Annotated in this window: 19 protein-coding genes; 7 read left to right on the top strand and 12 right to left on the bottom strand. The window is 72.9% G+C overall.

The window, feature by feature from the left end; genetic code table 11:
• Nucleotides 1-52 precede the first annotated feature (52 nt).
• From JQC91_RS15350 to JQC91_RS15330, 5 genes are all read left to right on the top strand, one after another.
• Nucleotides 53-430: a response regulator gene (locus tag JQC91_RS15350; RefSeq protein ID WP_203288145.1), complete on the top strand. Its 378-nt coding sequence runs from the start codon at nt 53-55 to the stop codon at nt 428-430.
• Nucleotides 417-1,208, top strand: coding sequence for a phytanoyl-CoA dioxygenase family protein (locus JQC91_RS15345; RefSeq protein WP_203288144.1), 792 nt, complete (start codon nt 417-419; stop codon nt 1,206-1,208). The genes JQC91_RS15350 and JQC91_RS15345 overlap by 14 nt, the downstream gene beginning before the upstream one ends.
• 134 nt (nt 1,209-1,342) lie before the next feature.
• The gene (locus JQC91_RS15340) at nt 1,343-2,581 is read left to right on the top strand and encodes an extracellular solute-binding protein (protein ID WP_203288143.1); all 1,239 of its coding nucleotides are present in this window, start codon (nt 1,343-1,345) and stop codon (nt 2,579-2,581) included.
• Nucleotides 2,582-2,680: 99 nt separating this feature from the next.
• The gene (locus JQC91_RS15335; RefSeq protein WP_203288142.1) at nt 2,681-3,718 is read left to right on the top strand and encodes a sugar ABC transporter permease; all 1,038 of its coding nucleotides are present in this window, start codon (nt 2,681-2,683) and stop codon (nt 3,716-3,718) included.
• A 13-nt stretch (nt 3,719-3,731) separates the two neighbouring features.
• Nucleotides 3,732-4,613, top strand: a complete 882-nt coding sequence (locus JQC91_RS15330; RefSeq protein WP_203288141.1) for a carbohydrate ABC transporter permease — start codon at nt 3,732-3,734, stop codon at nt 4,611-4,613.
• A 35-nt stretch (nt 4,614-4,648) separates the two neighbouring features.
• Here the strand turns inward: JQC91_RS15330 and JQC91_RS15325 are convergent, their stop codons facing one another.
• On the bottom strand, nt 4,649-5,338 hold the full coding sequence (locus JQC91_RS15325; RefSeq protein ID WP_203288140.1) for an RraA family protein: 690 nt from the start codon (nt 5,336-5,338) through the stop codon (nt 4,649-4,651).
• Between the two features lie 123 nt (nt 5,339-5,461).
• Nucleotides 5,462-6,505: a hypothetical protein gene (locus JQC91_RS15320; RefSeq protein ID WP_203288139.1), complete on the bottom strand. Its 1,044-nt coding sequence runs from the start codon at nt 6,503-6,505 to the stop codon at nt 5,462-5,464.
• 212 nt (nt 6,506-6,717) lie between these two features.
• On the opposite strand from JQC91_RS15320, the gene infC reads away from it, so the two are divergent.
• Entirely contained in the window at nt 6,718-7,233 is a 516-nt protein-coding gene (gene infC / locus JQC91_RS15315; protein ID WP_343069992.1) for a translation initiation factor IF-3, read from the top strand.
• Nucleotides 7,234-7,283: 50 nt separating this feature from the next.
• On the opposite strand, the gene JQC91_RS18040 is transcribed toward infC, so the two are convergent.
• The 8 genes from JQC91_RS18040 to JQC91_RS15275 all read right to left on the bottom strand — a co-directional run bounded on the left by JQC91_RS18040 (nt 7,284) and on the right by JQC91_RS15275 (nt 17,408).
• Nucleotides 7,284-7,496 carry a hypothetical protein gene (locus JQC91_RS18040; RefSeq protein WP_238941577.1) on the bottom strand — a complete coding sequence of 71 codons (213 nt, stop codon included), beginning with the start codon at nt 7,494-7,496 and terminating at the stop codon, nt 7,284-7,286.
• 570 nt (nt 7,497-8,066) lie between these two features.
• Complete coding sequence (locus JQC91_RS15305; protein ID WP_203288137.1) at nt 8,067-8,873, bottom strand: xanthine dehydrogenase family protein subunit M; 807 nt, start codon at nt 8,871-8,873, stop codon at nt 8,067-8,069.
• 13 nt (nt 8,874-8,886) lie between these two features.
• The gene (locus tag JQC91_RS15300; RefSeq protein ID WP_203288135.1) at nt 8,887-11,349 is read right to left on the bottom strand and encodes a xanthine dehydrogenase family protein molybdopterin-binding subunit; all 2,463 of its coding nucleotides are present in this window, start codon (nt 11,347-11,349) and stop codon (nt 8,887-8,889) included.
• 137 nt (nt 11,350-11,486) lie between these two features.
• Nucleotides 11,487-11,972 carry a (2Fe-2S)-binding protein gene (locus JQC91_RS15295; RefSeq protein ID WP_203288133.1) on the bottom strand — a complete coding sequence of 162 codons (486 nt, stop codon included), beginning with the start codon at nt 11,970-11,972 and terminating at the stop codon, nt 11,487-11,489.
• Nucleotides 11,973-12,027: 55 nt separating this feature from the next.
• A complete protein-coding gene (locus JQC91_RS15290) occupies nt 12,028-13,017 on the bottom strand; it encodes a molybdopterin-binding protein (RefSeq protein WP_203288131.1) in 990 nt (329 codons plus the stop codon).
• On the bottom strand, nt 13,014-13,958 hold the full coding sequence (locus JQC91_RS15285; RefSeq protein ID WP_203288128.1) for an XdhC family protein: 945 nt from the start codon (nt 13,956-13,958) through the stop codon (nt 13,014-13,016). Before JQC91_RS15285 ends, JQC91_RS15290 begins: the two co-directional genes overlap by 4 nt.
• An 86-nt stretch (nt 13,959-14,044) precedes the next feature.
• Complete coding sequence (locus JQC91_RS15280; protein ID WP_203288125.1) at nt 14,045-16,057, bottom strand: OmpA family protein; 2,013 nt, start codon at nt 16,055-16,057, stop codon at nt 14,045-14,047.
• Nucleotides 16,058-16,154: 97 nt separating this feature from the next.
• Complete coding sequence (locus JQC91_RS15275) at nt 16,155-17,408, bottom strand: VWA domain-containing protein (RefSeq protein ID WP_203288123.1); 1,254 nt, start codon at nt 17,406-17,408, stop codon at nt 16,155-16,157.
• A 91-nt stretch (nt 17,409-17,499) separates the two neighbouring features.
• Here JQC91_RS15275 and JQC91_RS15270 point away from each other — a divergent pair, with 91 nt between their 5' ends.
• Complete coding sequence (locus tag JQC91_RS15270; protein WP_203288121.1) at nt 17,500-18,033, top strand: DUF4329 domain-containing protein; 534 nt, start codon at nt 17,500-17,502, stop codon at nt 18,031-18,033.
• A gap of 3 nt (nt 18,034-18,036) precedes the next feature.
• Here the strand turns inward: JQC91_RS15270 and JQC91_RS15265 are convergent, their stop codons facing one another.
• Complete coding sequence (locus JQC91_RS15265; RefSeq protein ID WP_203288119.1) at nt 18,037-18,567, bottom strand: hypothetical protein; 531 nt, start codon at nt 18,565-18,567, stop codon at nt 18,037-18,039.
• Nucleotides 18,564-19,460: a MoxR family ATPase gene (locus tag JQC91_RS15260; protein WP_203288118.1), complete on the bottom strand. Its 897-nt coding sequence runs from the start codon at nt 19,458-19,460 to the stop codon at nt 18,564-18,566. Before JQC91_RS15260 ends, JQC91_RS15265 begins: the two co-directional genes overlap by 4 nt.
• Between the last annotated feature and the right edge of the window lie 38 nt (nt 19,461-19,498).

Raw genomic sequence — 19,498 nt, 5'->3', positions numbered from 1 at the left:
AGGATAGGCGGGCGACCTTGACTCTCTCCGGGCGGGATCGAAATCCGCCCCTATGGCGAAGGACGGACGTATGGCGGGCGAACTCGACGGGATGCGCGTCCTCGTGGTGGAGGACGAGATCCTCGTCCTCATGGACCTCGAAGCCATCTTCGCCGGCGCGGGCGCGGCGGTGACCACCGCAGCCAGCCTCAAGGACGGCCTCGCGCGGGTCGACGAGGCCTTCGACGTGGCCCTGCTCGACGTCCGGCTCGGCGACGGGGAGGTGTTCCCCCTCGCCCGCGAGCTCGACCGGCGCGGCGTGCGCGTCGTGTTCCACTCGGGCCATGCGCGGGTCAACGACCTGCTCTCCGACTTCCCGAGCGCGCGCGCCCTGCCCAAGCCCGCCTTGGAGAACCAGCTGATCCGCGCGGTCGCGGATGCCCGCGCCTGACTTCGCGCGGGCGGCGGAGGCCTATCGGCGCGACGGCGCGGTCGTCCTGCGCGGGCTCCTGAGGGATCACGTCGAGCCCCTCCGCGCCGCCGTCGCCGACAACATGGCGGCGCCCGGCCCCTACGGCGCCGAGAACGTGGGCAAAGGGGACACGGGGCGGTTCTTCGACGACTACTGCAATTGGACCCGTTTCCCCGCCTTCGAGGCCGCGGCCCGCGACCCGCGCGTGGTGGAGGCGGTGGGCGCGCTGATGGGCGGCGGACGGGTGCAGCTGTTCCACGACCACGTGCTCGTGAAGGAGCCGGGGACCTCCAAGCCGACGCCGTGGCATCAGGACGGGCCCTACTACTTCGTGGACGGCGACCAGACGGTCAGCCTCTGGGTGCCGCTCGACCCGGTCGCGGAGGCGACGCTGCGCTGCGTGAGGGGATCGCACCTCTGGGACCGGCCCGTCCTGCCGACCCGGTGGCTCAAGGGCGACGACTTCTATCCCGACCCGGACGCCTACGCGCCCGTCCCCGACCCCGACGCGGAGGACATGGACGTGCTCGAATGGACGATGGAGCCGGGCGACGCGGTGGCCTTCCACTACCGCACGCTGCACGGCGCGCGGGGCAACTCCAGCGACCGGACGCGGCGCGCCTTCTCGCTGCGCTACGTCGGCGAGGACGCCCGCTACGCCGCGCGTCCGGGCCCGACCTCGCCGTCCTTCCCCGGCCACGGCATGACCCCGGGTCAACGGCTTCGCGAGGACTGGTTTCCCATCCTGCGGAACTAGTTGGTCGCGCGGGCGCGGCCGGGGGGTGCCTGCTTGCATTCGATTGCAATCCCCTCCCCCCTGTCGTTCTATGCCGCCCGGACCGCGCGCGGGATTTCCATCGCGCCGGACCCGAAACAGGGAGAGACAACCAAATGAACGTGACCAAGCGCCTGCTGCTCGGCTCGGCCCTCGCGGCCGTCGCCGCGCCCGCCTTCGCCGATGGCCACCTCGTCGCGGGCTGCCCCGTCGAGGGCCGCGTCGCCATCCTGTCGAACGACTTCCCCGCGCTCGCCGCCGTGTCGGCCCGCGCGCAGGAATGCGCGCCCGAGGCGACGATCAACGCGACCACCGAGCACAAGGACATCCAGGTGCCGGCGCTGACCGCCGAGCCGGCGGAGTACACCGTCGCCGTGGTCGCCAACTCGTCGCTCGTGCCGCTTCTGACGGCCGACCTCGTGCGCCCGCTCGACGACCTGATCGCGGAGCACGGCGCGAACATCGACCCGGGCCAGATGATCAAGATCGACGGCCAGACGATGGCCATCGCGTTCATGGCCAACGCCCAGCACCTCTACATGCGGTCCGACCTGCTGGAGCAGGCGGGCATCACCGAGATGCCGACCACGTGGGAGGGCGTCATCGAGGCCGGACAGGCGTTGCGCGACCAAGGCATCATGGAGAACCCGCTCGCGATGAACTCCGCCGCCGGGTGGAACCTCGCCGAGGAGTTCGTGAACATGTACCTCGGCTACGGCGGGTCGTTCTTCGCCGACGGCTCGGCCGAACCCGCCATCGCCAACGAGACCGGCGTGCAGGCGCTCGAGACGCTCAAGCAGATCGCCGAGCTGTCCGGCCCCGACTACCTGACCTACGACTCCAACGCGACGCAGGCGCTGTGGTCGGCCGGCGAGGTCGCCATCGCCCAGATGTGGGGCTCGCGCGCGGCCAACGTGCTGGAGGAATCGGGCGAGGAGATCGCGGCGGCCACCGTGCTCGCCGGCGCGCCGACCGTCGGCGGCGGCTCGTCGCCCGCCTCGACGCTCTGGTGGGATGGGTTCACCATCGCGGCCAACATCTCGGACGAGGACGCCGAGGCGTCCTTCATCGCGATGGTCAACGGCGTGCAGCCGGCCGTGCTGGAAGGCAACGAGGACAAGGCCGTGTGGCTGATCCCCGGCTACGAGCCGACCCCGGTCGCCGTGGGCGTGTCCGAGACGGCGACGGGCGGCACCGCGCCCTACCCGATGCTCCCCTACATGGGCGCGATGCACAACGCCTTGGGCGCCGAGCTGGTGGACTTCCTGCAGGGGTCCGAGGACGCGATGACCGCGCTGCAGGATGCCGAAGCGGCCTACCGCGCCGCGGCCACGGAACTCGGCTTCCTCCAGTGATCGAAGCTTGACGCCTCTCCTCCGGGGGGGTGGAGTGGCGGGGCGGGCCTTCGGGTCCGCCCCGTTGCGTTCTGCGGCGGGCGCACGGGGAGACCACCTATGAAGCACGGCGCCTTCCTGCGCTTCATCGCGCCGTCGCTGGCCGCGATGGTCCTGTTCATCGCGCTGCCGATCGTCTCGGTGCTGATCCAGTCGATGCATGCCGAGCACGAGCAGGTGCTGAAGGTCGTCGAGAACTGCGTGCCCTTCGCCGGCTGCACCGAGACGACGTCCATCGACCAGGAGGCGATGCGCGAGCTGCGCGAGGAGCGGCCGCTCGGGCGCTTCGTCGGCGGCGACATCTACGCGGGCCGCAACCACCTCGCCTTCGACAGCGTGGGCGCGGCATGGGCCGCGTCGGACGGGATCGGGGACTTCCTGTCCCGGCTGATGAACCTGCGCTTCTACAAGGCCTTGGCCTTCACCCTGACCTACACCTTCGTCGTCACGCCCTTCTGCATCGTCATCGGGCTGTGCGTCGCGCTCGCGCTCAACACGCTGCCGAAGCTGCTCAAGGGGCCGACGATCTTCCTCTCGATCCTGCCGATGATGATCACGCCCCTGATCGGGGGGCTCGTCCTCTACTGGATGCTCGACAGCCGGGGCATCCTCGGCTCGGCGCTGATCTACCTGACGGGCGATCCGGGCCTGTCGCTCAAGGCGTCGCCGGTCCTGACGTGGGTCATGCTGATCGTCTACGGCGTCTGGTCGTCGATCCCCTTCGCCTTCGTGGTCTACTACGCGGGCCTGCAGACCGTGCCCGAAGACACGCTGGAATCGGCCGTCATCGACGGCGCCTCGCGGTGGGAGCGGATCCGCTACGTCATCATCCCGCACCTCGCGCCGCTGACGACCTTCATCGCGCTCATCCAGCTGATGGACAACTTCCGGGTGCTGGAGCCGATCGTCTCCTTCTCGGCGGAGGCGAACGCGATCTCGCTCTCCTACGCGATCCTGAACGACCTTCGGGGCACCGAGACGGCGCTGTTCGGCTCGGCGGCGGCGACGTCGATGCTGACGATCATCGGGGTGGCGGTGCTGCTGTCGCCGGTGATCTGGCGCACGTGGCGCGACTTCACCTCCCGCAACGCCCACTGAGAGGGGACACGTCATGGCATCCAAGGCCTCCGCCCGCTCCCCCCTCGCCACGGCGGTGCTGTGGGGCTTCCTCGCGATCTGGATCCTCGCAGCAGCCTTCCCCTTCGTCTGGACGCTCTGGGGCTCGTTCAAGGTCGAGCTGGACTTCTTCTCCCTGCGCGGATGGCAGAACGCGCTGACCGGCCGCTTCACGGAGGCGCAGACCGGCTCGCCCTTCACCGGGCAGGCCTACGAGGCCGCGTGGCTCCGCGAGGAGTTCTGGCGCAACGCCCTCAACACGCTGATCGTGACAGGCTCCGTGGTGGTCATCTCGCTGACGTTCGGCACGCTGGGGGGATACGCGCTCGCCCGCTCGGGCTACCGCTACGCCTTCTGGATCCTCATCGTCGCGCTGATCTTCCGCGCCATGCCGCACATCACGCTGGTCTCGGGCTACCTGCTGCCCTTCTTCCAGTGGGGCATCTGGGGCTCGATCCCGACCACCGTGATCGTGCTCGTCGCGATCAACCAGCCCTTCACGCTGTGGATGCTGCACAGCTTCTTCCTGAACATCCCCAAGGACCTCGACGAGAGCGCGATGGTCGACGGCTGCACCCGGTTCGAGGCGTTTCGTCGGGTGATCGTGCCCGTGATGTGGCCCGGCGTGATCACCACCGGGCTGTTCAGCTTCCTGCTGGCGTACAACGACTTCGCGGTCACGGCGCTCCTGCTGCGCGAGGAGAACCTGACGATGGTGCCCAAGATCGCGTCCTTCCTCGGCTCGACGCAGGTGGACGGGGAGATCATGCTCGCCGTGTCGTCGGTGGTCTCTGCGACGGTGCCGCTCTTTCTGCTGGTGATGGTGTTCCAGCGCCAGATCGTGTCCGGCCTGACGGCGGGAGCGGTGAAGGGCTGACCGTCCGGGAGGCCCCACGCGGGGCCTCCGGTGCTTCAGCCCACCCACTCCACGTCGCCCCGCGCGTCGTGCTCCGCCAAGAGGCCCACGTCGCGCCGCCCGGCCTCCACCTCTGCGTCGAGCGCCGCCTCCGCGGCCATCACCCGCCGCGCCGCCTCGGCCACGGCGTCGAGGCGCTCGAACGGCACGACGACCACGCCGTCCACGTCCGCGACCACCACGTCCCCCTGCGCCACGCGCGCGCCACCCATGTCCACGGGGAGGCCCACGGTCCCCGGCCCCCGACCCACCGGCGAGGCGGGGGTCAGCCCCGCGCACCACGCGGGAAGCCCGACCGTCCGCAGCCCGTCGAGGTCGCGCAGCGGCCCGTCCGTCACCAACGCCGCCGCGCCCCCGTTCCTCGCCATGCCGGCCACGCGGTCCCCGGCGGCGGCCGCCCCCGCGTAGCCGTCCACCGCGACCATCAGCACGTCGCCCGGCTCGACCCGCTCCAGCGCGGCCAAGGTCGCCAGCACGTCGCCGGGCTGGTTCCCCGCGACGAGGGCCGGACCGCAGACGCGGACCGCCTGCCCCGGAAGCGGCGCGATGGCCGCGGACAGCGCCCCCGCCCCGTGCATCGCGTCCAGCACCACGGCGGCGGGCAGCCCGTCGAAGGCGGCCACCTGCGCGGCCGTGGGCCGCCTCAGGGCGCGCGCCACGCGCAGGGTCTTGGGTTCCTCGATCATCGCCGCCTCCGGGTTGGTGCCGCGTCACCCTGCCCCGCGACCGCGGTCCTCTGCAAACGCGGACGGGCCGCCCCGAAGGACGGCCCGTCATGTCGATGCGTGGCGCCCGGCAGGGCGCGCGGATCACTCCCCGACGAGGCGGGCGCGGATCGCCGTGATGGCGGTGTCGACCAGCTCCGGGTTGTCGCGCGCCTGCTCGATCGCGCCCCGCAGGGTGGTCTTGGCGAGGGCGCCCAGGTCGCTCTCGTCGACGTAGACGAGCACGGCGTCCGCGTCGAAGGTCTCCGGCGTCAGCAGATCGGCGAGAGGCAGCGGCTCGGCGGAGGCGTCCCCGTCGACGATGACCGCGCCCTCGGCGTCGCCCTCGACGGGCTGGATGGCGACGGTCTCGGTGGTGGTCGTCACGCCCTCCTCGGTGGCGTCCACGGCCCCGCCTTCGCCCGCGCCCTCGACGGCGGCCTCGGCCCCCTCGGAGACGTCGGCGGCGGCGTCCTCGGCGGCGTCGGTGGTGATCTCCACCACGTCGGCCCCGTCGTTCACGGCCTCCTCGGTCGCCCCGGTCGCCTCTTGGATTAGGGAATCGGCGGCCTCGGCCGCGTCGTTCGCCGCGTCGCTGACGGCGGCGGCCCCGTCCGCCACGGCCGCATCGGCGGCCTCCTCGGCGTCCTGCAGCGCGGCGCTCGTCGCGGCGGCCCCCTCCTCGGCGGTCTCCTCGACGGCCTCGACGCCGTCCGCGACGGCCTCGCCGGCGTCCTCCGCCAGCGCGGCGGTGCCCTCGGCCGCGTCCTCGGCCGCCTCGCCGACGGCGGTCGAGGCGCCCTCGATGGCGTCGCCGGTCGCCTCGGCGCCCTCCTGCAGCGCGAGGCCCGTCTCCTCGGCGGCGCCCTCGACGGTCTCGACCAGCGTGTCGCCGGCCTCCTCGGTGACGACGACGGCCTCGTCGGTGGCGGCCTCGACCTCCACCTCGGCGGCGTCGAGCGCCTCGTCGACGTTGCTGGCGGGCTCCTCGGCCTCGACGACGGCGACGGCGCCCTCGTCGGTGGTGGTGACGGGCGTCTCGACCGGGGCGTCCGCGATGTTGTCGGCATCGCCGAGCCGGTCGATGACGACCCATGCGAGGACGGCGACGACGACGATCGTCAGGACGAGGATGAGCGTGCGGGACATTCGATTCTCCTTCAGGGCCGGTGCGGCGGCCTCGGGTGGGGTCCTTGGGGAAATCCCTCCCCCCCCGCAAGGGTTCCCGTGCCACGCCGGACGGGCGACGAACCGGCGAGCCTCCGCGCGCCTTGAACCGGGCGGAGGGTGCAGCTACCTTGCCCCCCTCAAACACCGCAGGAGCGAACGCCATAGCCCGCCGACCCCACAACGCGCCCCCCGTGCGCGACACCGGCCCCCGCGCCAACGACAAGATCCGCGCCATCGAGGTCCGCCTGATCGGCGCCGAGGGCGAGAACCTCGGGGTCATGTCCCCCTCGAAGGCCATGGACCTCGCCGCGGAGGTCGAGCTGGACCTCGTCGAGATTAGCCCGAACGCGAACCCGCCCGTCGCCAAGATCATGGATCTGGGCAAGTTCAAGTACGAGCAGCAGAAGCGCGAGGCCGAGGCCCGCAAGAAGCAGAAGACGATCGAGGTGAAGGAGGTGAAGTTCCGCCCCAACACCGACACGCACGACTACGACGTCAAGATGCGGAACGTGACGCGCTTCCTCGAGGCGGGCGACAAGGTGAAGGTCACCCTGCGCTTCCGGGGCCGCGAGATGGCGCACCAGAACCTCGGGCGCGAGCTTCTCGAGCGGGTGGCCGAGGACACCAAGGAGATCGGCAAGGTGGAGAACTTCCCCAAGATGGAAGGCCGCCAGATGGTCATGATGATCGGCCCGATCCAGCGCTGATCGCCGCCGAAAGACCGGGTCCGGGGCGCCTTCGGGCGCCCCTTCCCGTTTCAGCAGTCGAGGTCCACCACGACCGGGTTCGGCACGAGGTCCTGGGACGCGCCCGTGCTCGCGTCGACCGCGAGGCCGATCACGCCCCCGACGAGCACGTTGCCCGCCACGCCGGCCGCGCCGGCATTCGCGGTGTGATGGGTCACGTTCACCTGCGCGGTCCGGCATCCGCGCCGCGAGATCGTGGCCACGAGGTCCGACCGCCGCGGCATCTTGAGCGCACAGGGCGTCGACGCGCACGAGTAGCCGTTGCTGGTCTGGACGGACGCCCCCGAGGGGGTGGTCTGGAACTGGAGTACGTCGTCGCTGCCGCGCGTGATCGTGGCGCAGCCGCCGAGGCCGAGCGCGGCGATGGATAGGAGGGTGGCGAATCTGGTAGTATCGTCATGGGACCGGCCCTACCGATCCGGGACATGCGATGACATCCGACCTCCCCGGCAGGGCGTGGTTGCGGGTTTCGCCGGGCTTTCCCTAAGCCGCTCGCGGCGAACGCGAATCCGCCGACTGCGTTCGCCCTGCATGGAAGCCTTTTCACCGAGGGATGCCCAGGGGTGCGTCGCGATTTCGAGAGGAAGGGGGCGCTCCGACAGGGCACCAGTCCCGTCGTGCGCCCCCGAGTGGACCTTCCGGGAAGTCCGTAGGCCCCGGCCGGTACCACGTTTCCCTAATCCCGGCATGCCTCCCCGGGTTCCGCCGTCACGTCCCCGAAGGCCCGCGCGGCACCCCCCGACGCGAAGGGGCGCGGGCTCCTCCGCGCCCCTCCGATGGCATCGCCGGTGGCGTCAGCCCGCGGCCTTCACCGCCCGCGCCGTCATCACCTTGCACAGGTGCGCGCGGTACTCCGCGGACCCGTGCAGGTCGGAGATCATGCCGCCCGCATCCGGCGCGGCGAGCCCCTTCACCGCCTCCGCCGAGAAGTCCTGGGACAGCGCCGTCTCCGCCTCGGTCCAGCGGAACACCCCGTCCGAGGACGCGCCCGTGATCGCCACGCGCACCCCGTCGGCGAACTTCGCCACGTAGGCCGCCACCAGCGGGAAGCGCGAGGCGGGCTGAATCATCTTCTCGTAGGCGGCCTTCTCCGGCACGGGGAAGCGGATCTCGGTGATGATCTCGCCCTCCTCCAGCGCGGTGGTGAACATGCCTTGGAAGAAGTCGTCCGCGCCGATCTCCCGCGTGCCGGACTTGCCCGCCGCCACGACCGTCGCGCCCGAGCCCAGCACGCCCGCCGGCCAGCAAGCCGAGGGGTCGTCGTTGGCGACCGAGCCGCCCATCGTGCCACGCGCGCGCACCGCCGGGTCGCCGATCCGAGCGGCCAGCGAGGACAACGCCGGGTAGTCGGACTTCAGCGCCTCGGCCGCCGCCGCGTGGGTCGTGCCCCCGCCGACGCAGAGGCGGCCCGCGTCGTCGGTGCAGACGCCTTTCATTTCCTCGACATGGGCAAGCGAGACGAGCGTGTCGGTCTGCGCCAGCCGCGCCTTCATCGTCGGCAGCAGCGTCTGCCCGCCGCCCAGCGCCTGCGCGTCCTCGGCCCCAAGGGCCTCGATCGCCTCGGCCACCGAGGAGGGCTTCACCAGTTGAAAGTCGTACATGGGTCTCTCCTGCTCAGTGCGTGGCCGTCGTGCCATCGCCGACGCTGCGCGCCTGCGTGGTGTCGTCGGCGTTGGCGGCGGGCTGCGCCGCTCCCTGCCCCGTCGCCGAGCCGTTCATCGCCCCCCACACCCGGTCGGGCGTCAGCGGCATGTCGATGTGGTAGACGTCGGTGAAGCCCCCCGACTGGAGCGCGTCGACCACCGCGTTGACCACCGAGGGCGGCGAGCCGATGGCGCCCGCCTCGCCGCAGCCCTTCACGCCCAAGGGGTTGTGGGTGCAGGGCGTCTGCGACGACTGGCTGTCCACTTGGAACATCGGGAAGTCGAAGGCCCGCGGCATGGCGTAGTCCATGTAGCTGGCCGACAGGAGCTGCCCGTCCTCGTCGTAGGCGCAGTTCTCCAGCAGCGCCTGCCCGATCCCTTGGGCCAGCCCGCCATGGACCTGCCCCTCCACGATCATCGGGTTCACGACGTTGCCGAAGTCGTCGGCGGCGGCGAAGGCGACCACGTCCACCTTGCCCGTCTCCGGGTCCACCTCGACCTCGCAGGCATAGGCGCCCGCCGGGTAGGTGAAGTTGTTCGGGTCGTAGAACGCCGTCTCCTCCAGCCCCGGCTCGATGTCCTCCAGCGGGTAGTTGTGCGGGACGTAGGCGGCGAGGGTGACGTCGCCCCACGCCACGTCCTTGTCGGTGCCCGCGACGGAGAACTTGCCGTCCTTCAACTCGACGTCGCCCTCGTCGGCCTCCATCAGGTGGGCCGCGATCTTCTTGGCCTTGGCGATGATCTTCTCGGTCGCGCGGACCATCGCGCTGCCCCCCACGGCCAGCGAGCGCGAGCCGTAGGTGCCCATGCCCATCGGCACCCTCGCGGTGTCGCCGTGCACGATCTCGACCTGGTCCTCGGGGATGCCGATCATGTCGGCCACAACTTGGGCGAAGGACGTCTCGTGCCCCTGCCCGTGGCTGTGCGAGCCGGTCATCACCACGAGGCCGCCGGTGGCGTTCACGCGGACGGTGGCCGACTCGTAGAGGCCCGCGCGGGCCCCCAGCTGGCCCACGAGGTTCGACGGCGCGATGCCGCACGCCTCGATGTAGCTGTTGATGCCGAGGCCGCGCAGCTTGCCCCGCGCCTCCGACTCCTTGCGGCGGGCGGCGAAGCCGTCCCGGTCGATCATCTTCTCCAGCACGTCCATCGTGCCGTTGTAGTCGCCGGTGTCGTATTCGACCGCCACGGGGGTCTGGTACGGGAACTCGGTGACGAAGTTCTGGCGGCGCAGCGCGACCGGATCGACGCCCAGCTCGCGCGCCGCCTTGTCCACCACGCGCTCCAGCTGGAACGTCGCCTCGGGGCGTCCCGCCCCGCGATAGGCGTCGACGGGCACGGTGTTGGTGAACACGGCCTTCACGTTCACGTAGACGAGCGGGGTCTTGTAGTTGCCCGCCATCAGAGTCCCGTGCAGCCACGTCGGCACCGAGGGGGCGAAGGTCGAGAGATACGCCCCCATGTTCGCGTAGGTCTCGGTCCGCAGCGCGGTGAAGTTGTTCTCCGCGTCGAGCGCCAGCTCGATCTTGGTGACGTGGTCGCGCCCGTGGGCGTCGGACATGAACGCCTCGCCCCGCGTCGACGTCCACTTGACCGGCATCTCCAACTGCTTGGCTGCGAAGGTGCAGAACGCCTCCTCGGCGTAGTGGAAGATCTTGGTGCCGAAGCCGCCGCCCACGTCGGGGGCCACGACCCGCAGCTTGTGCTCGGGGATGCCCAGCACGAAGGCGCCCATGAGCAGGCGGATGACGTGCGGGTTCTGCGACGTGGTGTAGAGCGTCGAGCTGTCGTCGTGGGACGCGTAGTCGCCCACCGCCACGCGCGGCTCCATCGGGTTGGCGACCAGACGGTTGTTGACCAGCTCCAGCGAGGTGACGTGCGCCGCCTCGTCGAAGGCCTTGGCGACCGCGTCCTTGTTCTCCTCGACGAAGCCCCAGTCGTAGCAGAGGTTGTCGCGCAGGTCGTCGTGGACCTTGGTCGCCCCCTCGGCCAGCGCGTCCTTCATGTTGATGACCGCCGGAAGCTCGGTGATCGACGCCTCCACCGCCTCGGCGGCATCGCGGGCCTGCGCCTTCGTCTCGGCGACCACGGCGGCGTAGGGGTCGCCCACATGGCGCACCTTGCCCTGCGCCAGCACGGGATGCGCCGGCTCCTGCATCGGCTCGCCATGCTTGTCGGTCACCTGCCAGCCGCAGGGGATGGAGCCCACCCCCTCGAAGTCGGCGCCGGTGAACACCCGGATCACGCCCGGCATCCCCTCGGCGGCGGAGGTGTCGATCCCCTCGATCCGCCCGTGCGCCACGTCCGAGCGGCAGAACACGACATGCGCCTGCCCCGCCACGTTGATGTCGTCGGTGTAGCGGCCCTTCCCTGTCAGGAACCGCACGTCCTCGCGCCGCTTGCTGCTGGCGCCGATACCCATGTCCTTCGGCATCGTGTCCTCCCTGTCTGTCGGGGCCGGGGTCGTCCGCGCGGCTCCGTGAAAAAGAGGGGGCGCGTCTCCTCCCAAATCCGCGCCCCCCGGGGTCTCGGTCGTCGGTTCCGCACCAAGCCCCTGTCCGGTGTCCGCGCCTACTCGGCGGCGACGGCCTCCACCTGCTGGCCGCTCGCGGCCATGATCGCCTTGACGATGTTGTGGTAGCCCGTGCAGCGGCAGATGTTGCCCTCGAGGTAGTGGCGCACCTCCTGCTCGCTGGGCCGCGGGTTCTCCTTGAGCAGCGACGCCGCCGCCATCACCATGCCCGGCGTGCAGAAGCCGCACTGCAGCCCGTGGTAGTCCTGGAACGCCTGCTGGATCTTGCCCAGCGACCCGTCCGCGTTGGCCATCCCCTCGATCGTCGTGACCTCCGCGCCCTCGCACTCCTGCGCGAGCACGGTGCAGGCCTTGGCCGGCTGGCCGTCCACGTGCACGAGGCAGGCCCCGCATTGCGACGTGTCGCAGCCCACGTGGGTGCCGGTCAGGCGCAGCCCTTCCCGCAGGAAATCGACGAGCAGCGTGCGGCCCTCGGTGGGCGCGCTCCGCGACTTGCCGTTCACGGTCATCGTCGTGACGGTCATGTGGTCCTCCCTATCGGCGCGGAGCGTTGCACGGGGATCGCCATCTGTGAACCGCCTATTTGTCGCGCTTCGCCGGGGGCCGCGCACGCGGCTGCGGGCGCGTCGGAATCTCGCCCAGCAGGCCGCCCACGCCCATCCCCGCGATGTCCGCCGCCGAGACCGGCACACCGCAGGCGACCCGCTCCAGCACCCAGTCCGCCCCGTTCAGCTTGGGCGAGCGCGCGCAGCCCGGCATCCCGATGACGTCCGCCCCCCCGAGCCGCCCGAGGAACAGCAGGTTGCCGGGATCGACCGGCATCCCGACCCGCTCCACCGTCCCGCCCGCCCGGCGCAGCGCGGCGGGGCCGACGTCGTCCGGGTCCGAGGTGGCCGACGCCGTCAGCAGCAGGCGCAGCGGCGCGTCCGCCCCGGCCAGCGCGGCGGCGAGCGCGCCTTCCTCGTGCGGCACCTCGCGCACGGCGCAGGCGATGCCCAGCCGCGCCAGCCGCTCCACCACCGCGTCCGACCCCGTCGGCGTCCCGTCCAGCACGGTGACGAGCAGCTCCGCCCGCGCGACCACCGGCGCGCGCCGCGCCAGCGCCCCCCGCGCCGCCGCGCAGGCCCGGCGCACGGCGTCGGCGGCCACGCCGTAGGCGATCACCTTCACCGTCGCGGCCATCGTCCCCCCGGCCAGCCGCTGCCACTCCGGCAGGGTCGCCACCGTCAGCATCGGGTCCACCGCGTTCACCGCGTCGATCGCCGCCCGATCGACCCGGAGCACCCCCGGCCCGTCCGCGTGCAGGTTGGCCCGCCCCGTGAACGCCGCCCGCACCGACAGCCCCTCGCCGCACAGCGCCTCCGCCAAGGCGGCCGCCGCCGCGTCCTCGCCCATGTCCTCCGGCCCGAGGCGCGCGGCCACCACCTCGGTCGCCCCGCTCGCGCGCAGCGCCGCGACGTCCGCCGCGCGCAGGACCGTGCCCTTCCGCAGCCGCCCGCCCGCGACCCGGTGCGAATGGGCCAGCACCGCGCCCTCCGCCTCCTCCAGCGGGACCGGACCGAACCTCACCGGCGCAGGGCCTGCGTCATCGCGCCGAGGATGCTCACCGCGATCTCGGCGGGCGTCCGCGCCCCGATGTCAAGCCCCACCGGCGCGTCCAGACGGTCGAGCAGCGCCGCGTCCATCCCCCCCTCGGTGAGCCGCGCCACCCGCTTGGCATGGGTCCGCGTCGAGCCGAGCGCGCCGACGTAAAAGGCCGGGCTTTCCAGCGCGACGCGCAGCGCGGGGTCGTCCAGCTTCGGGTCGTGGGTCAACAGCACGACCGCCGCGCGCGCGTCGGGCGCGAAGGCGGCCATCGCCTCGTCCGGCCAGTCGTGGACGAGCGCCGTGCCGGGGAAGCGCGCGGGCGAGGCGAACGCCTCGCGCGGGTCGATCACCGTGACCGCGTAGCCCGCGATGCGCGCCATCGGCACGAGCGCCTGCGCGATATGCACGCCGCCCACCACCGCCAGCCGCAGGGGCGGGGCGAACAAGGTGACGAACGCGTCCCCGTCCCAGCCCGACCGCTCCTGCCGCAGCCGCTCCTCCAACCCGTCGGTCACCACCGCCACCGCGTCCCCCTCGGTCCGAAGGGCCACGGGCGCGGCCGCCGCCCGCCGCGCCGCGACCGCCTCCAGCGCGTCCGCTTTCAGAGCCCCGCCAAGGGGTTGCAGCATGACCTTGATCCGACCTCCGCAGGCGAGGCCCACCGCGAAGGCCTCGTCGTCGGACACGCCGTAGTCCAGCGTCCGGGTGGACAGGTCCCCCATCGCGTCCAGCGCCTCGGTCACCACCGCGCCCTCGACGCAGCCGCCCGACACGGAGCCGACCAGCTCCGCCTCCTCCGAGATCGCGAGCAGGGAGCCCACGGGCCGGGGGGCCGACCCCCACGTCTCCACCACCGTGGCGAGGGCCGCGCCCTTGCCCGCCCGGTGCCACGCCAGGGCGGCCTCGATCGGATCGGTCTCCATGAAGGCACGCTAGACGCAGGAGGGGCAGGCACAAGGCCCGCCCCTCATTCTTCCGACCGTGCCGGGGAACGCCCCCGGCGACCCGCTCAGTTCGCCGCCGCGACCCGCAGCAGGTCCGTGATCTCGCGCACCACGGCGCGGCGGTTGGCACGCTCGTCGCTCAGGGTCTGCACCTTGAGGAACTGCTCGCCATAGCCCTGCACGACCATGTTCTCCACCGGGACGTCGAAGTACTCGTTCAGCGCCAGGGCCAAGGATTCCGCCCGCCGGTCCGACAGCGCGAGATTGTAGGCCGCGTCGCCCACCGCGTCCGTGTGGCCCTCGATTAGGAACACCTCCGCCGGGTTCTCGCGGATGGCCGCGACCAGCTGGCGCCCGAGGTCCGCGAGGTTCGCCGCCTGCTCCGGCCGGATCGCGGCCGAGCCCGAATCGAAGGTGATGGCGTTCACCTCGAAGGCGGGGGCCAGTTGGCGCACCTCCGAGATCTGCCGGATCTGCGCGAGCGAGAACGCGCGGTCCACCGCGGTCTGCCCGAGCTCGGCCCGAAGCGCGTCGCCCAGCGCGTCGCCCTCGCGGGTCGACACGATCGGGCTCGGGGCGGGCGGCAGCGTCGCCACCTCGACGGGCGCGATCGGCGCGGTGTCGTCGATCAGCGTGACCTCCGTGCCGTCCGTCCGCACCAGCACCCGGCGCAGCACCCGCAGGCTCGCGTCCCGCACCGTGATGACCTGGCTGCCGTCCTCCCGCGTCACGATGGTCCGGGTCGAGCCGTCGGAGAACTGCTCCGTGCGCACGCGGTCGCCCTCCGTCCGCAGCAGGGCGTCGTCGTCCTTGAGGACTTGGAGGTTGCCGTCGTCGCGCTGCACCACCACCCGGTCGCCGGAGTTGGAGACCACGCGGCTGCGGTTGTTGAGCACCGTGCCGACGGCCAAGAGGCCCAGCGCGCCGAGCGCGAACTTCTCGCGGTTCGACAGGCCGGAATCACGCTCCCGCGCGATCGCGGAGGTCTCGAAGTCCTGATCGGACGTCCGCACGTCCTCGGCGGTCACGACCTCCTCGCTCACCTCCGCCTCGGGGGCGGCGTCCCCGGCGGCCGCGGCGGCCGTCGGCACGGCCTCCTCGGACGTCGCGTCGCCCGTGGACGCCTCCAGCGCGGTCAGGGCGGCCTCGGCCTGCACCGCGGCGGCCTCCTCCTCCTCGGTCAACTCCGGCTCGGGCTCCGCGGCGATCTCCTCCGCCAGCTCCGATTCCGGCGCCGCCTCGCCCGCGTCGAGGCCAAGCGTCTCCGCGACGCAGGCGCGGCGCGCGTCGCCGCGCAGCCCGTCGGCCCGGCAGGCCTCGCGCGCGGCCTGCCGCGTCGCCTGGCGCTCGGCCCGGCGCTGCTCGCGCGGGGTCAGATCCGCGGCCTCCTCAGCCACCTCCTCGGTCGGGGCGCCCTCCTCGGCCTCCGCCGCCTCGGCCGGGGCGGCCTCGGTCTCGAGCGCCTCGCGCAGCGCCTCGGCGCCGTCGCCCTGCTGCGTCTCGACTGCCTCGCCCTCGATGGCGACGGGCTGGTCCACGTCGGCCTCCGACGCGGTCTCGGCCTCGACGGGTGCCTCCGGGGCCTCGGGCGCAGCCTCCACCGCCTCGACGGCGGGGGCCTCCTCGACCGCCTCGGGCACCTGCACCTCCTCGGCCACGTCGGCGACGCCGTCGCCGCCCTCCTCGACGATCTCCTCGATCACCTCCTCGGTCGGCGTCTCCGCGACCTCCTCGACGGGCTCCGCCTCGGCCGGCGCCTCGACCACCTCCTCGACGACGGGGGCCTCCTCGACGGGGGCCTCCACGACATCCTCGACCACGGCCTCCGATTCCTCGACCAGCTCCTCCACGGCCGCCTCGGCCTCGGCCTCCGCCTCGTTCACGTCGAAGCCTTGGTCGGCGAGGCGCTGCAGGATGCAGGGCCGCACCTCGTCGCGACCGCGCAGGCCCTCGGCCCGGCAGGCCTCGCGGGCCTCCTGCCGGGCGGCGGCGCGGTCGGACTGGGCGAAGGCGGGGACGGTGGGCACCACCAGCGCGAGGCTCGTGGCGAGGGCGGTGGCGTTGCGAAGCAGGGGCATGGAACTCTCCCGGATGTGCCTGTCGTGAACGGGCAGATGGGGAGGCGGTTCCCGGAACGCGCATGTCATCGGATGACCGGCGGGCCGTCGCCGGATGTCAGCCGCCGCCGCGAAGGGATGCGCGCATCCGCGCCAAGAGCGCGTCGTCGCCGCCGGCGTCCAGCGCGGCGGCCAGCCCCTCCAGCGCGGCGACCGAATGGCCGGCGCGCAGCAGATCCACGTGGGGCAGCAGCGCCCGCACCCCGGCCGCCTTCGGCGCGAACCCGTCCCAGCGCAGCAAGGGGTTCAGCCAGATCACCCGCCGGGCGGTCAGGTGCAGCCGCCGCGCCTCGAAACCGAGCCGCTCGGGGTTGCCCCGTTCCAGCCCGTCCGTCACGAGCAGCACGACCGCCCCCTGCCCCAGCACGCGGCGCGACCAGTCCCGGTTGAAGGCGTGCAGCGAGTCCCCGATCCGCGTTCCCCCCTCCCAGTCCGTCGCCTGCGCCCCGGCGGCCGCCAACCCCGCGTCAACGTCGCGCGTTCGCAGGTGCCGGGTCACGTTCGTGAGGCGGGTGCCGAAGGTGAAGCTGTGCACCTCGGCCCAGCCCTGCCCCTTCGCGTTCGACACCGCGTGCAGGAAGTGCAGCAGCGCGCGGGAGTAGGACGACATGCTCCCCGAGATGTCGCAGAGCGCCACGAGGTTCGGCCAGCGGGCCTTGGTGACGTGGCGGCGCAGGTCGCCGAGTTCGCCGCGCCGCAGCGAAGCCCGCAGCGTCGCCCGCCGATCGATCCGGCCCGTGGACGACGCGGCCTTGCGGCGGGTCGGGAGCGGCGGGACCGGGAGGCGGAGGGTGGCGAGCATCCGCTTCGCCTCGGCCATCTCGGCGGTGGACATCTGCTCGAAGTCGAGCGTCCGCAGCCGCTCGCGCGCCGAGGCGGTGGCGGAGGCGTCGATCTCCACGGCCTCGGGCGGGGGCTCGGGGGCCTCGGGGCGGGGGCGGTCCGCCTCGCCGAGGAGCGCCTCCGCCGCCCGCTTCTCGGCGGGGCGGGCGCGCCGCTCCTCCTGCACGCCCCGCACCGTCGGCGTCAGCAGCCCCATCATGTGCTCGAGGAAGCGCGGGTCGCGCCAGTAGAGGCGGAACAGCTGCCGGAAGACCGTGCGATGCTCGGGCCGCCGGACGAAGGCGGCCTCGAGCGCATGGGCGAAGTCCGTACGATCCGTGAACCCCGCCGCCGCGACCGCGCGGACCGCCAGGAGCACCCGGTCCGGCCCGGCGGGCACCCCCGCGCGCCGCAGCGCGGCGGCGAAGTGGGCGATGTTCCCCGCGAGGCGCGGGTCGTCGGGCAGGTCGAGGGGGGCGTACTCCATCACGGGGACGCTAGCGCGCCGCGCCCGCGGCGTCAGCCGCGCGCCCGCGGTTTCGTGAGTGGACGCCATGCCGTCCGCGCCCCATCGTCGCCGGATGCGCCGCCTCGCCCTGCTCCTCGCCCTCCTCGCCCCGCCCGCCACCGCGCAGGACGCGGACCTCGTCGGGACGGCCCGCGCCATCCTCGCGCAGCTTCAGCCGAACTCGATCCGCGCGGGGCGCGAGATCTGCGGCCTCATCGTGCGCTCGCCGGACGGGCACTACCGCGCGATCCCGCCCCGCATGGGATCGACCGACGGCTGCACCCCGCGCGACGACCCGCGCGTGCGCGGCGAGGTGGTGGCCTCGTTCCACACCCACGGCGGGTTCGACGAGGGCATGGACAGCGAGGTGCCGTCGCTCGCGGACCTGCGCGCGGACCGGGCGGAGGGCATCGTCGGCTTCGTCTCGACGCCGGGCGGACGACTCTGGCTGGTGGACGGGCCGCGCGACCGGGTGCGGATGCTGTGCGACGTCGGCTGCCTGCCCCGCGACCCGCTCTTCCGCCGCGGCGCCGCCGGCCCCATCGCGCGCGGCTACGACGCGCGCGGCCTCAAGCGGCGCGAGCGGGAGCTGATGGGCGGCTCCTGACGCTCAGGCGAGCATCGCGGCGAGGCGATCCGCCGCCGCCTCCGCGGACAGGTCCGTGACGTTCACCGACCGCGCGCCCGGCAGGCGCAGCAGGGCGTGACGCCGCCGCAGGTCGGCGAGCACGGACGGGTCGGTCAGCTTGCCCGTCCCCGCGCGCGCCGGGTCGGCCAGCCGCCGCGCGTTCTCCTCGGGCCCGACCTCGAGGACGAAGGGCACCAGGCCGCCGCGGGCGCGGGCGAGGTGGAGCGTGGTCTCGATCAGCGGCGCACCGGCGTCGGTGGCGGCGAGCGCGTCCGTCACGATCAGCGGAACCTCGGGCGGCAGGCCGACGGCCGCCTCGTAGAGGGTGGCGCGCAGCCGTTCGCGCAGCGCTGCGCGCTCCGGCGTGCCGCGCTCGAACAGGGCCGAGGCCGGATCGAGGACGAGGTGGCTGTGCAGGACGCGCGCGCCGATCCGCGCCGCGAGGGCCAGCGCCACGGTGCGCTTCCCCGTCCCGGGCCAGCCGTTGAGGTGGACCAGCGGCGCCCGGCTCACGCCAGTTCGGCGCGCACCTCGTCGAGGATGCGCCGCGCCTCCGACCCCTGCAGCTTCTGGATGTCGTCCTGATACTTGAGCAGCGCGCCGAGCGTGTCGGCCACGACCTCCGGCGACAGGTCGATCACGTCGAGGGCGAGCAGGCACTTCGCCCAGTCGATCGTCTCCGCGACGCCCGGCGTCTTGAACAGGTCCTCCGTCCGCAGCTTCTGGACGAAGGCCACCACCTCGCGGCTCAGCGCCTCGGCGGCGTCGGGCGCGCGGGCGGCGAGGATCGCCATCTCGCGGTCGTGGCCGGGATAGTCGACCCAGTGATACAGGCACCGCCGCTTGAGCGCGTCGTGCACCTCGCGCGTGCGGTTGGACGTGAGGACGACGACCGGCGGGGCGGGCGCCCGGACGGGGCCGCGCTCGGGGATGGTCACCTGGAAGTCCGACAGCGCCTCGAGGAGGAAGGCCTCGAAGGGCGCGTCGGCGCGGTCGATCTCGTCGATCAGCAGGACGGGCGCGCCGCCGGGCTGGGGCCGCATCGCCTCCAGCAGCGGGCGCGCGATCAGGAAGTCGTCGCCGAACAGGTCCGGCGGCGCCTCGCCCCGCGCCTCGGCGGCGCGGATCGCGACCATCTGCGCGGCGAAGTTCCACTCGTAGACGGCGGTGGCGGCGTCGAGTCCCTCGTAGCACTGGAGCCGGATCAGGCGGCGCCCGAGGACGGCGGCGAGCACCTTGGCGATCTCCGTCTTGCCGGTCCCCGCCTCGCCCTCGAGGAAGAGCGGGCGCCCGAGGCGGAGGGCGAGGAAGGTCACCGTGGCGAGGTCGCGCCCGCAGACGTAGCCCTCCCCGGCCAGCGCGGCCTGCACCGCGTCGATGTCGTCGAGGGGGATGGAGGACGTCATGCCGCCTGCCTACACGCGGCGGGCGCGTGCGGCACCCC

It is taken from the genome of Jannaschia sp. Os4 (assembly GCF_016820245.1).
In the GTDB taxonomy this organism is placed as follows: Bacteria; Pseudomonadota; Alphaproteobacteria; order Rhodobacterales; family Rhodobacteraceae; genus Jannaschia.
Note: the sequence above shows the minus strand (reverse complement) of the source record. Positions and strands in the feature narration are given on the sequence as shown.

Bases quoted from the DNA above. Each gene is read 5' to 3' on its own strand.
- JQC91_RS15350 (WP_203288145.1), top strand. From the start codon at position 53: ATGGCGAAGGACGGACGTATGGCGGGCGAACTCGACGGGATGCGCGTC.
- JQC91_RS15345 (WP_203288144.1), top strand. From the start codon at position 417: ATGCCCGCGCCTGACTTCGCGCGGGCGGCGGAGGCCTATCGGCGCGAC.
- JQC91_RS15340 (WP_203288143.1), top strand. From the start codon at position 1,343: ATGAACGTGACCAAGCGCCTGCTGCTCGGCTCGGCCCTCGCGGCCGTC.
- JQC91_RS15335 (WP_203288142.1), top strand. From the start codon at position 2,681: ATGAAGCACGGCGCCTTCCTGCGCTTCATCGCGCCGTCGCTGGCCGCG.
- JQC91_RS15330 (WP_203288141.1), top strand. From the start codon at position 3,732: ATGGCATCCAAGGCCTCCGCCCGCTCCCCCCTCGCCACGGCGGTGCTG.
- JQC91_RS15325 (WP_203288140.1), bottom strand. From the start codon at position 5,338: ATGATCGAGGAACCCAAGACCCTGCGCGTGGCGCGCGCCCTGAGGCGG.
- JQC91_RS15320 (WP_203288139.1), bottom strand. From the start codon at position 6,505: ATGTCCCGCACGCTCATCCTCGTCCTGACGATCGTCGTCGTCGCCGTC.
- JQC91_RS18040 (WP_238941577.1), bottom strand. From the start codon at position 7,496: ATGCCGCGGCGGTCGGACCTCGTGGCCACGATCTCGCGGCGCGGATGC.
- JQC91_RS15305 (WP_203288137.1), bottom strand. From the start codon at position 8,873: ATGTACGACTTTCAACTGGTGAAGCCCTCCTCGGTGGCCGAGGCGATC.
- JQC91_RS15300 (WP_203288135.1), bottom strand. From the start codon at position 11,349: ATGCCGAAGGACATGGGTATCGGCGCCAGCAGCAAGCGGCGCGAGGAC.
- JQC91_RS15295 (WP_203288133.1), bottom strand. From the start codon at position 11,972: ATGACCGTCACGACGATGACCGTGAACGGCAAGTCGCGGAGCGCGCCC.
- JQC91_RS15285 (WP_203288128.1), bottom strand. From the start codon at position 13,958: ATGGAGACCGATCCGATCGAGGCCGCCCTGGCGTGGCACCGGGCGGGC.
- JQC91_RS15280 (WP_203288125.1), bottom strand. From the start codon at position 16,057: ATGCCCCTGCTTCGCAACGCCACCGCCCTCGCCACGAGCCTCGCGCTG.
- JQC91_RS15270 (WP_203288121.1), top strand. From the start codon at position 17,500: ATGCGCCGCCTCGCCCTGCTCCTCGCCCTCCTCGCCCCGCCCGCCACC.
- JQC91_RS15260 (WP_203288118.1), bottom strand. From the start codon at position 19,460: ATGACGTCCTCCATCCCCCTCGACGACATCGACGCGGTGCAGGCCGCG.